At 40.8% G+C, this 13,744-nt stretch carries 15 protein-coding genes; 7 read left to right on the top strand and 8 right to left on the bottom strand.

Annotated features, from left to right (window positions below; all coding sequences use genetic code 11):
- Positions 1-126: 126 nt before the first annotated feature.
- A complete protein-coding gene (locus tag MMU05_RS16010) occupies positions 127-807 on the bottom strand; it encodes a YiaD family glycine zipper/OmpA-like lipoprotein (protein WP_241142689.1) in 681 nt (226 codons plus the stop codon).
- 115 nt (positions 808-922) lie between these two features.
- Positions 923-1,657 (bottom strand): 23S rRNA pseudouridine(2604) synthase RluF, encoded by a 735-nt coding sequence (gene rluF, locus MMU05_RS16005; protein WP_241142688.1) that lies wholly within the window; start codon positions 1,655-1,657, stop codon positions 923-925.
- 143 nt (positions 1,658-1,800) lie between these two features.
- On the opposite strand from rluF, the gene ppsA reads away from it, so the two are divergent.
- Both ppsA and MMU05_RS15995 read left to right on the top strand, forming a co-directional pair.
- Positions 1,801-4,185 (top strand): phosphoenolpyruvate synthase, encoded by a 2,385-nt coding sequence (gene ppsA, locus MMU05_RS16000; protein WP_241142687.1) that lies wholly within the window; start codon positions 1,801-1,803, stop codon positions 4,183-4,185.
- Between the two features lie 108 nt (positions 4,186-4,293).
- A complete protein-coding gene (locus MMU05_RS15995; RefSeq protein WP_241142686.1) occupies positions 4,294-4,749 on the top strand; it encodes a hypothetical protein in 456 nt (151 codons plus the stop codon).
- On the opposite strand, the gene MMU05_RS15990 is transcribed toward MMU05_RS15995, so the two are convergent.
- From MMU05_RS15990 to MMU05_RS15975, 4 genes are all read right to left on the bottom strand, one after another.
- Positions 4,736-5,530: a hypothetical protein gene (locus MMU05_RS15990; RefSeq protein ID WP_336246955.1), complete on the bottom strand. Its 795-nt coding sequence runs from the start codon at positions 5,528-5,530 to the stop codon at positions 4,736-4,738. The two genes, MMU05_RS15995 and MMU05_RS15990, sit on opposite strands and share 14 nt — an antisense overlap.
- Before the next feature lie 132 nt (positions 5,531-5,662).
- The gene (locus MMU05_RS15985; protein WP_241142685.1) at positions 5,663-6,865 is read right to left on the bottom strand and encodes an ATP-grasp domain-containing protein; all 1,203 of its coding nucleotides are present in this window, start codon (positions 6,863-6,865) and stop codon (positions 5,663-5,665) included.
- A gap of 31 nt (positions 6,866-6,896) precedes the next feature.
- Complete coding sequence (locus MMU05_RS15980) at positions 6,897-7,253, bottom strand: DUF2141 domain-containing protein (RefSeq protein WP_241142684.1); 357 nt, start codon at positions 7,251-7,253, stop codon at positions 6,897-6,899.
- Positions 7,254-7,315: 62 nt separating this feature from the next.
- Positions 7,316-8,392 carry an AMP-binding protein gene (locus tag MMU05_RS15975; protein WP_241142683.1) on the bottom strand — a complete coding sequence of 359 codons (1,077 nt, stop codon included), beginning with the start codon at positions 8,390-8,392 and terminating at the stop codon, positions 7,316-7,318.
- 81 nt (positions 8,393-8,473) lie between these two features.
- Between MMU05_RS15975 and MMU05_RS15970 the strand changes: the two genes are divergently transcribed.
- Together MMU05_RS15970 and MMU05_RS15965 are read left to right on the top strand one after the other, a co-directional pair.
- On the top strand, positions 8,474-9,313 hold the full coding sequence (locus MMU05_RS15970) for a 1,4-dihydroxy-2-naphthoyl-CoA synthase (protein ID WP_241142682.1): 840 nt from the start codon (positions 8,474-8,476) through the stop codon (positions 9,311-9,313).
- Positions 9,313-10,155, top strand: coding sequence for an alpha/beta hydrolase (locus tag MMU05_RS15965; RefSeq protein WP_241142681.1), 843 nt, complete (start codon positions 9,313-9,315; stop codon positions 10,153-10,155). The genes MMU05_RS15970 and MMU05_RS15965 overlap by 1 nt, the downstream gene beginning before the upstream one ends.
- Before the next feature lie 106 nt (positions 10,156-10,261).
- On the opposite strand, the gene MMU05_RS15960 is transcribed toward MMU05_RS15965, so the two are convergent.
- Positions 10,262-11,065 carry a universal stress protein gene (locus MMU05_RS15960; protein ID WP_241142680.1) on the bottom strand — a complete coding sequence of 268 codons (804 nt, stop codon included), beginning with the start codon at positions 11,063-11,065 and terminating at the stop codon, positions 10,262-10,264.
- 104 nt (positions 11,066-11,169) lie between these two features.
- Positions 11,170-11,775, bottom strand: coding sequence for a class I SAM-dependent methyltransferase (locus tag MMU05_RS15955; protein WP_241142679.1), 606 nt, complete (start codon positions 11,773-11,775; stop codon positions 11,170-11,172).
- Positions 11,776-12,152: 377 nt separating this feature from the next.
- Between MMU05_RS15955 and MMU05_RS15950 the strand changes: the two genes are divergently transcribed.
- From MMU05_RS15950 to MMU05_RS15940, 3 genes are all read left to right on the top strand, one after another.
- Complete coding sequence (locus tag MMU05_RS15950; RefSeq protein ID WP_418884478.1) at positions 12,153-13,049, top strand: sterol desaturase family protein; 897 nt, start codon at positions 12,153-12,155, stop codon at positions 13,047-13,049.
- Positions 13,030-13,293: a hypothetical protein gene (locus MMU05_RS15945; RefSeq protein ID WP_241142677.1), complete on the top strand. Its 264-nt coding sequence runs from the start codon at positions 13,030-13,032 to the stop codon at positions 13,291-13,293. Before MMU05_RS15950 ends, MMU05_RS15945 begins: the two co-directional genes overlap by 20 nt.
- A 64-nt stretch (positions 13,294-13,357) precedes the next feature.
- Complete coding sequence (locus MMU05_RS15940) at positions 13,358-13,693, top strand: rhodanese-like domain-containing protein (protein ID WP_241128120.1); 336 nt, start codon at positions 13,358-13,360, stop codon at positions 13,691-13,693.
- Positions 13,694-13,744: the final 51 nt, after the last annotated feature.

Here is a 13,744-nt window from a genome sequence, read left to right as displayed (position 1 = left end):
ATAAACCTCCATCAAAATGATTCTATTGTGATCAGAGCAAAAAAATACCCATAGTTTCAAGGCTATGGGTACTGGATTTTTCACTTTTTCAATCCTTTAATCAATAGATTAAAAGCATGGAACAAATTAATTCTTGATTTCTCCTTTTTCAGCTTTTTCGATAAGGGCTTCATTTGCTGTGATCAGGATTTCTACCCTTCTGTTTTTTGCCCTTCCTTCGTCTGTGGAATTGTCTGCTACAGGTGTATCATAAGAGTAACCGTTTGTAACCATTCTCTCAGAACTTACCTTTTGCATTTTGATATAATTATGCACAGATTCCGCTCTTTGTTTAGATAGCCCAAGGTTGTATTCATGGGTTCCGCGGTTGTCAGTATGTCCATTGATCGTGATGTTCGTATCAGGATATTCATTCAGGACACCTGCAAACTTCATAATTGTTTCCTGAGAAGCTGGAGTCAAGGAGTAAGAATCAAAACCAAATAGAATTCCTGAATCGAAGGTTACTTTAATGGCCTCACCGACTCTTTCAATTTCGGCATCTTTTACTTCCTGTTCCAATTTTTCAGCTTGATTGTCCATATATATTCCCACACCTGCGCCAACTGCTCCTCCAATGACTGCTCCTATCACAGCACCTTCAGCGGTATTGCCTTTCTTTGATCCAAAAAGTCCACCTGCTGCACCACCTGTTCCTGCGCCGATCACTGCTCCTTTTTGAGCGTTGTTCATACTTGTACAGCTCATTAAGAAAATGACCACTAGGAAATGGGCAAAAAGACCCGATTTTATGTTTAGTTTTTTCATGCTTATTGATGTTTAGTTTTAATTAGTTGTCGATGATCTTACACCAACAAGCTAAACTTACTCTAACATCATGCCAAGGACCGATAATGAGGAAGATCATTTTGATCCTACCTCATTAATCATTAAAAGTTTTAGAAGAGTCCGCCACCATTAAGTTTATTTCTGTCATTTCCTTTTTTGTCAAGTCGCGCCATTTTCCCATCTGTTGGTCAAGAATGATATTCATGATGCGGATGCGCTTGAGTTTGGTGACTTTGTAGCCAAGGTAATCGCACATTCTCCGGATTTGCCTGTTGAGACCTTGGGTCAAGACAATGTTGAATTTGTAAGCACTGACTTGTCGTACTTCACATTTATTGGTAATGGTGTCCAAAATTGGAATCCCATTTCCCATTTTATGGATAAAAGTTTTGGTGATCGGTTTGTCCACCGTCACGACATATTCCTTCTCATGGTTGTTTTTGGCGCGGAGGATTTTATTCACAATATCTCCATCGCTCGTAAGGAGGATAAGTCCTTCACTTTCCTTGTCCAACCTTCCTATCGGAAAAATCCGCTTTGGATGGTTGATATATTCGATGATGTTGTTTTTCTCGGCTTTGATATCTGTCGTACAGACGATGCCGATTGGTTTGTTGAAAGCAATGTAAACATGGTCTTCTTTGGGTTCCGAAATCAACTTTCCATCAACTCGGATTTCATCTCCGGCGTTAATCTTGGTTCCCATTTCAGGAACTTTTCCGTTGATTGTCACCCTTCCCGCATCGATGAGTTTGTCTGCTTCCCTTCGGGAACAAAACCCCACTTCACTGAGGTATTTATTGATGCGTGTGCCATTGGAATCGGTCATTTTCAGCTATGATTTGAGATTGCAAAGAACAGGCATTTAGAATAAAAATGAAAGTCAGAAGCTTAAGTGATTTCTGTCATATTATTTTTTGGATATACAAAGTAAATTATCCTCATCAATAAACCATCTTAAACAACCTATCCATGAAGTACGCCATTCCATTTAAAGATATCCGAAACAAAGATATTGCGATTGTAGGAGGTAAAAATGCTTCTTTGGGAGAAATGATCCACGAATTGGGTCCACTCGGTATCAGGATTCCGGATGGTTTTGCGACTACTGCAGAAGCATTCAGGCTATTCTTAAAAGAAAACAACCTGATCGATTCTCTGAACGAGGAATTACAAAAGCTTGATACCAAATCGTTGAATAATTTGCCCGAAGTTGGAGATGCTTGTAGGGGACTTATGCTTTCAGGAAAGATTCCCGAAGCAGTAAAGCAAGACGTTCTCTCTGCTTTTAAAAAATTGAACGAGGGTCAAGGGTTTTCTTTTGCTGTCCGTAGTTCTGCTACGGCAGAGGATTTGCCGACGGCGAGTTTTGCGGGACAGCACAACAGTTTTTTGAATGTGGCTGGTGAAGAAAGGATCCTTGAGGCAATCCATGGTTGCTATGTATCACTTTTCAATGACCGAGCTATCAAATACAGGATAGACAATGGTTTTGACCATATGCAGGTGGCCTTATCAGCCGGTGTGCAGCGCATGGTCAGATCGGATATCAGCAGTGCAGGTGTGGCTTTTACCATTGACCCGGAGTCAGGTTTTGCTAATGTGATTTACATTACTTCTGCTTGGGGCTTGGGTGAAAACATTGTACAGGGAGCGGTCAATCCGGATGAATTTTATGCCTTCAAACCATCCATAGAAAAAGGTAAAAAAAGCCTTTTCAGCAGGAAATTGGGAGAAAAGGAAAACAAAATGATCTACGCTGTCGGTAAGGAAAAACCAATCATCAACGTCAAAACCAGTCCTTTGGAACAAAACATTTTCTCTCTTTCAGATGAAGAAGTAGAACTGCTTGCCAAATGGTGTCTCCAAATTGAAAAACATTACAAGCTTCCCATGGACATCGAATGGGCAAAAGATGGGTTGACAGGCGAGATTTTCATCGTGCAGGCCCGGCCCGAAACCATCCATGGGCAGGATCAGAAAATCACAACCAAAGAATACAAATTGCTCTCCAAGGCGGACCCGATCACAAAGGGAAAGGCAGTAGGAAGATCCATTGCAAGCGGACCTGTCTGCATTGTCCATTCTGTCAAGGATGTGGGTAAGGTAAAGGATGGCGACATTATCGTGGCCGACATTACCAATCCGGATTGGAATGCCATGCTTAGAAAGGCGATTTGTATCGTGACCAATAAAGGAGGGCGAACAAGCCACGCATCCATTGTGGCCCGTGAACTTGGAATCCATGCCGTGGTAGGTACGGGAGACGCAATCCAAAAACTGAAAGATGGACAAATGATTACCGTTTCCTGCATTGAAGGAGATGAGGGAATGGTGTATGATGGGAAGTTAGAGTGGTCAGAAAAAGTCATAGACCTACAGAAAGTGCCGCCGACTAAAACCAAGCCAATGTTTATCTTAGCTGACCCTTCCAAGGCTTTTCGGTTCTCTTTTTATCCCAATGAGGGAGTGGGATTGCTCAGAATGGAATTTATCATCAGCAATGAAATCAGGATTCATCCCATGGCTTTGGCCGATTTTGATAAGCTTCATGATTCCAATGACAAAAAATCCATCTCCGCCATCACGCAACAATATCCCGATAAAAAGAAATATTTTATTGAGAAGTTATCCGAATCTGTTGCGATGGTGGCCGCGGCTTTTTACCCCAAAGATGTGATTGTCAGAATGAGTGATTTCAAATCAAATGAATATGCGCAGCTGATTGGTGGAAAGGTTTTTGAACCGGAAGAAGAAAATCCCATGATCGGATTCCGCGGAGCGTCCAGGTATTATAATGAGCGGTACAAAGCAGGTTTTGGATTGGAATGTGAGGCGATGCGTGTCATCAGAGAAGACATGGGTTTCACCAATGTCAAGCTGATGGTTCCGTTTTGCAGGACTGTGGAGGAAGGAAAAAAAGTCTTGGAGACTATGAAAGAATTTGGATTGGAAAGAGGCAAGAATGGCTTGGAAGTCTATGTCATGGCCGAGATTCCAAGTAATGTCATCCTTGCCAAAGAGTTTGCCGAAATTTTTGATGGATTTTCCATTGGTTCCAATGACCTTACCCAGCTTACTCTCGGGATTGACCGGGATTCAGAAATAGTTTCTGACATTTTTGACGAGAACAATGATGCTGTCAAAAGCATGTTATCTATGGTAATCCAATCAGCCAAAAAAGCCAAAGTCAAAATTGGTCTTTGTGGGCAGGCCCCTAGTGATTACCCGGAATTTGCCGGTTTTTTGGTGGAAGAAGGCATTGACAGCATTTCTTTCAATCCTGATGCACTTTTGAAAGGAATAGAAAACATTGCACTTGCAGAATCAAAAAAACACACGAAAATCAAAAATTAAGAGCTTTAATTTAAAGGAACATTGGCCTGAAAACAGTAACTTAATTTCGGGATTTAAAATAAATTTAAAACCAAGCAATGAACATTTAATCAATAAAACCCAAATAATATGAACAGCAATTCATTCAAACAAGTAGGCGTGTGGATAGACCACTCTAAAGCACATTTTGTTGGATTCAATGAGGGGAACACCGTTTTGATCGAGACAATTGAATCCCCTTTTGAAAGCATGAAGCGGGAAGTTGGGGAAGGAAGCGACAAAACAAGGTTCTCTTCCTCAAATCTCCATTCCTCCAACAATGAACACCGAAAGCATAATATTTCCCAAAAAGAGCTCAATGAATATTACAAAATGATGGAAACCAAACTTCATTCTTTTGATGATATTCTTCTGTTTGGTCCTGGTGTAGCCAAAGAGCAAATGCGCAACCGCCTGCGCGAAAACAAATCATTTGACGGGAAGTGGCTGTCTGTACAGACAAGTGATAAGCTTACCGATAACCAACTCTTGGCTTTTGTGAGGGATTTCTACACCAATGCCAATCCTGATTTTAAATCAGTCTGAGAAAACCTTGCTTAATTTTACTTACTGCATCAAAGGAGTCGTCAATATTGAAGACTCCTTTTTGCATATCATGCCAATACCCATCGCCGCACTCGATAAAATGACCTTTTAGGGTTGGCTTTGACTCGGTTGCGATTCCATAATCATAGTCAGGTAAAAAAATGAAGGAAAGCAATTCTTTGGTTTCGTCCCAATCGGCCTCTTTGGTTTTTCCATTTACAGTTGCCTCAATTTTTCTGATTGAAAATTTCACCGTCAAGCTGATTTCATTGACAGTTTCGTTTTCTCTTATCAGATAATGAAGTGTGAGCGGTGCTTCTTTTTTAGAGATTTCGTAGATGGCCTGAATATAATCCTGCGAAAAAAACTGCCAATCTTCTTGGTTAAATGGCACCGTCCGTACAATCTGACCCTGAGAATCTTTTGCAAGAAGTTTTATACCGCCTTCTTCATCCAACTTTTTATTGGACCATTTTGACTTGGCGTAAAGTTCCCGCAGGGGCTTTTCCCACACTTTGGGGATTTCACCCTGAAAATGGTAATCATCATCCACCGAAAAACCCTCATTGAGAATTTCATCCTCAGAAATCTCCTCGCGGTCTGTATATACCATGTCCAACTGGGTTTCTAGAAAATTCTTCCCAAAACCGATTTTTAACTTGAATATGTGACTGTATGGCGGTGGTATTACGCCTGAATCATATTCAATTTCGATTCTTGTCAGGTCTTCTGTTCTAAGATGCATGCTGTTTGGATTCAAATGAAGGATATTCTTACTCAAAATTAAGGGATTCTTTTGATTTTGAGTGTCAAGGAAATAACCTCTTGGGAATGATGAAAGGTTCAATTGCAATTTCACCTCGTCTCAAACTTCATTTAACGAAGGTGATTCAGCCACTTTTAACCAAAACGGTCACATCAATAGTGCTTTATTTTCAAAACCGGATTTGAGTTGGATATATTTTTTGAGATCTGAATGGAGAATTTCTGTCAGCTCGGATTCATTTCCCTCAGAAGTTTCGGTAAATAAAAACCCAAAAACTCCAAACCTGTCCAAGTCGATTTTTCTGAGATGCAGCGGGTTTTCAAAATCTGACAGTAGCGCTTCATAATCAAATCCTGCGATTTCTTGAGGCTCAAATCCAGTGGTATTGTCCAAAAGGATTAAACTGTATTTTTTACCTTTTCTGGTTTTGAATATGGATTCCCAATCCGGCTTTTTGGAATAAAAGAAATGTTCATAGGAATTGATTCCATAAGCAAACCATGACAGGTCTCCTGTCGTGCACCAACCGCCGAATCTCATTGGATTGACTTCAATGGGAAAAAGTTTTCCTTCCTCGTCCATCCTGATTTCAATGTGCAAGGGGAAATTTCTGAGTTTTACTTTTGACCCTATAACGCCAAGAAAGTCATGAATAGGACTTTGAAGTTTTTGGATGATATCGGGAGAACTTGAATACACCCGGTCGCTGACGTCGTTTTCTGAGGTGAAAACATGGTGCAGGATGTTTAAAATCACCGGATTACCTTCCCCATCAAAATAACAATCGAAAGCATATTCCTCGCCCCTGATGTATTCTTCGATGATAAATTCAGTATTGTCGATGACCTCCTTGGGGTAGAGAGATTGGGTTCTGATGATGTCTTGTTCAATCTTTGCCACTGTGCCTGTCCAGGCTTCAGGGCTGTCCACTTTGTATACAGCAATGCTGAAAAAACCCACTGCAGGTTTGATGATAAACGGAAATTTGAATCCTGAAACATCCATACCGCTCAGATTTTCCGCTGCCACAGCTTCGAAAAAGTAATCAGGATAGGCCGTTTTTATTAGGTTTCTAAACTTATACTTGTTTTTGAAAAGGTCTATGATTTCGGGAAGATCCGTTCCTTGGGTATTTTGTTGGATCCAACTGATGCTGTTTTCCGAATTGGTATAAATAGGAGTGTGGGGATTATCCTTGAGAATGCGGGCCGCATCTTCCTCAGCCATCCAATTGATTGCTTTGTTGCCTCCAATTTGCTTTGCTTCTTTGGTGGCGATGACCGGGAATTTGTTTTCAATAATCGTCTGTAGCAGAAAATCTGATACATAGGGGTAATCAAGCAGGATCATTTTGAAAGGGTTTATTGACGCAAAGGTAATTTCATCTCAGTTTGATACTGACATTATTTTTACCGGCGGTTACTTTAAAGGCAGCTTTTTCAAATGAAGGTGGGCCAAAAGTACCCATCGAATTGTTTGAAAACCCGTATCCATCCCTTGGGATTCCAAATGCATTGGTTCTCAATTTGCCTGTGTTCTGACTGTCATGAAATACCGAAAGGGCATAAGTCCCTTCCGGAACAGGTCCAAAATCAACCACCGCTTTCCCGTCTTTGATCTTGACAGAGGCACTTTTGAAGGCTTTCGCTTCATCATCAGGAAAGCCTGCCTCACCTTTGAAAAGCAAGACCCTGATCAATCCCTGGTCATTTTTGACTTCAGTGACTTGAAGTGTCAAGGTAGTTGAGTTTTGTGTTGCGTAGAAAAAACTTAATAGAGACAAAATTAGAATTGACAGTTTCATTTCGATGAATTAATGGTTTTAGATTTATTGATTTTACCGGAAGGCGTTTTGATAAACTCCCTAACGAAGATGACTTCTTTTGGGATTTGGTATTTATGGACCAACCCGGAAATGGAGTACAGCAATTTTCCTGCCTTTTCATTATCTGTCTGGCTGGATTCGATGACCAAGACCAATTTTTGACCCAATTTTTCGTCATCCTGTCCGAAAAGAAAAAACGCTACCTTTCCATAATGGGCTTCAATGGTAGAAGCAATTTGGGATTCCAAGATTTCCGGTTGGATTTTGAAGCCTCCGGAATTGATGGTGAAATCTGATCTCCCGATCCACATGAAATGCTTCTCATCCAGGATATCTACCAAGTCATTGGTCTGCAACCTTTTTTCTTTTGCCATTGGCGCTTCTATCCAAAGCCTTTTGTCAGGATCTGCGCCAATGCTTACCCCGGGAAGTGTTTCATATACCAACTCAGTCCCTGCTATTTTGGCCAAAGCAATATGGGAAACAGTCTCGGTCATCCCGTAAGTCTGGTAAGCAGGAATCTTCTCAGAAGAGATTTTTTCAAGAAGTGATTTTGGGGAAGGTGCTCCGCCGATCACAAGAGTTTTGATTTTTTTCAGTTTTTGGAGGGAGGAGTTTTGAGAAAGGCATGATGCTACCTGCATCGGGACCATGGCCACAAAGTCAAATGCGCCATCCACCCATTCTTCTTCGAAAGGATTTTCTTTTGGCTTGGTTACTATCAGGTCCGCATCCCACACCATTGCACGCACCAACATCATTTTGCCTGCTATCATTTGGGTATTGAGGCAACAGAGCAGGCGGGGATTTTTTGCCATTCTGAAGAATTTTCCGGTAGCTTCTGCCGAAATCTCCATCTGTCTCCGGTCTACAGCAATGGTCTTTGGGATTCCGGTCGAACCAGAAGTTTGGAGCAGAAAGGAATCCTGCCCTTGCAGCCACCTTTGGCAAAAGTGAAGTGCTTCACTAAAATAAGCATCCCCTTCCTCCCAATTTCCTTTTAGGATTTGGTCAAAAGTGTAAGCATTTTTTTCAAGAATGATTTTTCCCATTGTAAAGCATTGCCTTTTCAAAAATCAACAAAATTCCTTTAAGGCTGTTATCTTGCGTAAAATAATTAAACCAAAAATAGCATGGAGATCAATTGGAAAACCGCTAAGGAATACGAAGACATAACCTATAAAAAATGTAATGGTGTGGTAAGAATTGCTTTTAACAGGCCTGAGGTCAGAAACGCTTTCCGTCCAAAAACCACCAAAGAACTTTACGATGCTTTTTATGATGCGCAGGAGGATACTTCGATAGGCGTGATTTTGCTTTCTGCAGAGGGACCTTCTCCAAAAGATGGGATCTACTCTTTTTGCTCGGGTGGTGACCAAAGGGCCCGTGGTCAGCAAGGGTATGTCGGAGAGGATGGGTACCACAGACTAAATATTCTGGAAGTTCAACGGTTGATCCGGTTTATGCCAAAAGTCGTCATTGCTGTGGTTCCCGGTTGGGCTGTGGGAGGAGGACATAGTTTGCATGTGGTTTGTGACTTGACTTTGGCGAGTAAAGAACATGCCATTTTTAAGCAGACCGATGCCGATGTGACGAGTTTTGATGGTGGATATGGTTCGGCGTACCTAGCCAAAATGGTGGGACAGAAGAAAGCCCGCGAGATATTTTTCCTCGGCAGAAACTATTCTGCGCAGGATGCCTATGATATGGGCATGGTCAATGCCGTGATTCCCCATGCCGAATTGGAAGATACAGCCTATGAATGGGCACAGGAAATATTAGCCAAATCCCCCACTTCCATCAAAATGTTGAAGTTCGCGATGAACCTAACAGATGACGGCATGGTCGGACAGCAGGTTTTTGCAGGGGAAGCGACGAGGTTGGCCTACGGCACAGAGGAAGCAAAAGAGGGAAGAAATGCTTTTCTTGAAAAGAGAAAACCGAACTTCAAAGACATCAAATGGATCCCTTAATGAAACATCTGGAGACAAGTTATACGACCCATGATGGCTTGAAGCTTTACCTTCAGGCTTGGATGCCCGAGGATTCCAAAGCGGCAATCTTAATTGTTCATGGTTTGGGTGAGCATTCTTCCCGGTATGCCCATTTGGCCAAGAAGCTCGTAGAGAAAGATATTGCCGTTTTTACTTTCGATGGGAGGGGTCATGGCAAATCTTGTCCTCCAAAACCGGATGCTTATTTTTCCAATCATGAGGATTACCTCAAAGACATCGATGCTTTGTTCGGAAAAGTAAAAACTTACGTTCCCAATGTCCCTGCATTTATTTTTGGACACAGTATGGGAGGTGGATTGGTCGCTGCCTATGTGTTGAAATACCAGCCAAACGCAAAAGGAATTGTCCTAAGTGCCGCAGCTTTGAAGCCTGCTGATGATGTTTCCAAATTTCTTATCGCAGCTTCTTCAGTGGTCAGTAAAATAGCTCCAAGGTTAAAGGTTTTGAAATTGGATAGCAGCAAAGTTTCTCACGATCCTGAAGAAGTAAGAAAATATGATGAAGATCCTTTGAATTACCATGAAGCGATTCCTGCCAGGACAGGCTACGAACTACTCAGGATGATGAAGGAAATAGATCAAAAATCGAAAGAATTCAAACTTCCGGTTTTGTTACTTCACGGAACTGCTGACATGCTGACCAATCCAAAAGGATCAGAGGAGTTTTTTGGGAAAATTTCATCTCATGATAAATCCTTCAATAAATACCCCGGCCTTTTCCATGAACTGGTCAATGAATATGAAAAAGAGCAAATTATGGGAGATATCGTGAAGTGGATTGAGGGTAGGGTGGATGCTTAAATCTTGGATAAAGATTATTGGTTAATACGGTAAGAAGTAAAAGGTAAAAGGTGGACAACCTCTTACCTTTTACCTTTAACCACTTACCATTTACCATTCACCTTTTTCACTTGATTACCAAAAGCGGCACGTGGGTATGGTAAGCCATCTCCAGACTCGTGCTTCTGTTGAATAGGTATTCGAAAAATGATTTGTTTTTGTAAAACATTACCAAAATAGATCCCGGATTTTTTTTGAGATAAGATTCAATACCGGAGTTGACATCAGAAGATTCTTCTACAACAAAGCTGATTTCCTCATTCTCATACTTTTCCTTAAGCACTTCCTCGAGCCCTATCAATCCAATTTCCTTCTCAAAACTATCCTCAGTTTTGACATGAAAAAACTCATATGGAAGGTCAAAATTACTGGTTAGCTTGAACAGGGTGTTGAAGAACTTTTCTTCTTCTTTGATCAACTCGAGGCCGGTGGAGATTTTTGTCCAATTTTCCCATTTTGCATTTTGTGGGACTGCCAATACGGGAACCTTGCTTTCTTTGATGACATGGCCGGTATTTGATCCTATAAGCGCTTTTTTTATCCCGCTTGCTCCTTGGGTTCCCATGACGATCAAGTCATATTCCTCCCTGTATGCCAATGCTGTTACTGTCGAGGCCACTGTACCTTGGGCAATCTTATATTCAATTTCAATTCCCAATTCCTTTACTTCCTTTGCTGATTTTTTTAGTGCTTTTCTTGCATCTGATTCAATTTGATTGACGATTTCTGTGGCTTGGGCAGCAAAATCATACACGGCATAAAAGGCGAACATGAGTGTAATGGAAGCCTTTTCTTTTAAGGCGATCTTCGTTGCAAAATCCAATGCATTGTTTGCATTGTCTGAAAAATCTGTGGGAACAAGGATTTTCATGGCCATTTCAGGTTTTGGATAAAACTTTTTAAATTTTCCTTTTGGTATTTTATTTGAACACAATTTAGATAAATTGGAAAAACAAAATCCTGATATTCATCAGTTTAATTTCTGATTTTTTTCCCGGAAAGCCTGACCACATGGGCATCACCCTTATGCCCCTTTCCCTCATTAAGATAGATGTCCCCATCATATTCAATGTGCCATTGGATATTTTGAAAAACAGATTTCAAATCAGTAAGATTGTAGAGGAAATCTGGGTTTTTTGGACCTCCGGATTGGTATTGAAGTTGTTTTTTACCAAAACCTTCAATGATCATTTTGCCTCCCACTTTCAAGGCTTTTTCAAATTTGGAATAAACTTCAGCCAAAGTCTCCTTTGGAAGATGAAAATACACCAAGGCTACCACGTCAAAAGATTCCGGTTCGGGCATATAAATCAAAGCATCACAAACTTGGTATTCGATCTGAAGTCCTATTTTTTCGGCTTTTTGTAAACAATGTTTTTTGCCGGTTTCACTTTGGTCTATGGCTGTCACCTGCCAGCCTAATGAAGCAGCATACAAGGCATTTCTACCTTCTCCCTCTCCCGGAAAAAGGATTTTGCCGGCCGACATCGAATCGATATTGGATTTAACAAACTCATTAGGATGCTCCCCATATAGATTGGGAGTTTGAGAAAACTTTTCATTCCAGAAAATATTGTCCATTTTTAGTTATTTCCCCAAAAATCTCTAAATATTTTCAGCCCTTCAGTAATAAAACTCACTTTTTCAGATTAAAATCATGAATAAATGTAACATTCGTCACATTTTAGCAGGGTTCTTATGATTAGTTTTGAATTGAAATAAGATTACGAGAGAGTTTCAGATATCAAAATTGAAGTTTTCGCCACCCGGTTCTTACCCTTCAGAATAAGTCAATAGGTGTCTAAAGTTGGTCAAAAAAAAGTAAGCTTGGGTAAAAGGAGAAAATCTCTCCGAGCTGAAAACAAAGATAATTAGTTGTGGTTTATGGGAGTATCGAAAGAGGGCAATCACGTGGATTGTCCTTTTTCTTTTAAAAGAAAAAAAGCTAGAATATGGAATTGGAGAAATACATCAAGATAATCGGTGATTCTTATTATGGTTATTGGAATTACCTCATCAGCGAAATGTTTTACCCTTCCTGGCACAATTACTTTTGGTGGTTGCTTGGCCTATCGGTTGGGGTTTGGTTATTGGAAATTTTCCGCCCCTGGAGGGAAAATCAATCAGTATTCAGAAAGGATTTTTGGCTGGACGGATTTTATATGTTTTTCAATTATTTCCTGTTTTCCCTGATTGCCTACAATGCCATTTCCAATGTAGCTGTAGAAGCATTCAATGACTTCTTGGGATTATTTGGAATCGAAAATACTGTAGCCCTCAACATTGAAAGCTGGCCAAGATGGTCCCAGTTTTTACTGCTGTTTTTGGTTGCAGATTTTATTCAGTGGAATGTTCACAGGGTATTGCACAGGGTTCCGATCCTTTGGGAGTTCCATAAAGTCCATCACTCTGTGGAAGAAATGGGTTTTGCGGCCCATTTGAGATTCCATTGGATGGAAACCATCCTTTACAAATCTGCCCAGTATATCCCTTTGGCAATGATTGGCTTTGGTCTGGAGGACTTCTTTATAGTGCACATCTTCACTACCGCCATCGGTCATCTCAACCATGCCAACCTGAGAATCACCTATGGTCCGCTGAAATATATTCTGAATAATCCTATCATGCATTTATGGCATCATGTGAAAGTTTTGCCAAAAGACAGGCCTTACGGAGTCAATTACGGCATCACCCTCAGTGTTTGGGATTACCTTTTTGGTACCAATTATATTCCCCATGAAGGCAGAGATGAACCCTTGGGTTTTGAAGGAATGGAAGAATTTCCAAAGACTTTCTTCCAGCAGATCACTTACCCTTTTATAAAGAAAAAGCAACATGAAAGCAACCATCAATAATTGGCGATTTGTCATTATCCTCAGCCTGACGTTGGGTTTGGCTCCTTTTGTCCCAGAGCCACACATATGGGGAAAGATCAAATGGATAGCTAGTGGGGCCAAAGGGATGGCTGCTTTGGATTGGTTTGATTTTGTATACCACGCTATTCCTTGGGCATTGTTGGTCAGACTTTCCATCCTCCAACTGACCGGTAAGCTCCCAAAACCAGTAGAGAATCAAACAGAAGCAAAAAACCCTATGTGATTTTGGTTACGGTTTGGCAGTATTTCTGACCATAACTTTGTGATCATAATAAAACGGAAAAAATATGTTTGATTTCTTTAGAACTAAACCAAAAAAATATACAGACCTATTTTGTGAAGATTTCCAAAAAGGTATGACTGCCAAAGACGCTGTAATACTTGATGTGAGGACAGCGGGGGAGTTTCACTCCGGAAAATTGAAAGGCGCTAGGAACATTGACATGATGAGTCCAAACTTTATGTCTCAAATCCAAAACCTTCCAAAGGATAAAAAGTATTATATCTACTGCCGAAGTGGAAACAGGAGCGGACAGGCTTGTGAAGTCATGAGTGAAATGGGATTTGAACACACTTATAATATGGCCGGCGGAATTATCAGATGGCCTTACGAAATCGTTTAAAATATTGATTGGGTTGAATGGTGTTAAAGTCCATCGGCAGGCAACTGACCG

Source organism: Cognataquiflexum rubidum, assembly GCF_022538115.1.
GTDB classification, from domain to species: Bacteria; Bacteroidota; Bacteroidia; order Cytophagales; family Cyclobacteriaceae; genus Cognataquiflexum; species Cognataquiflexum rubidum.
The sequence above is the reverse complement of the archived record's forward strand: the minus strand, read 5'-3'. Positions and strand labels throughout refer to the sequence as shown.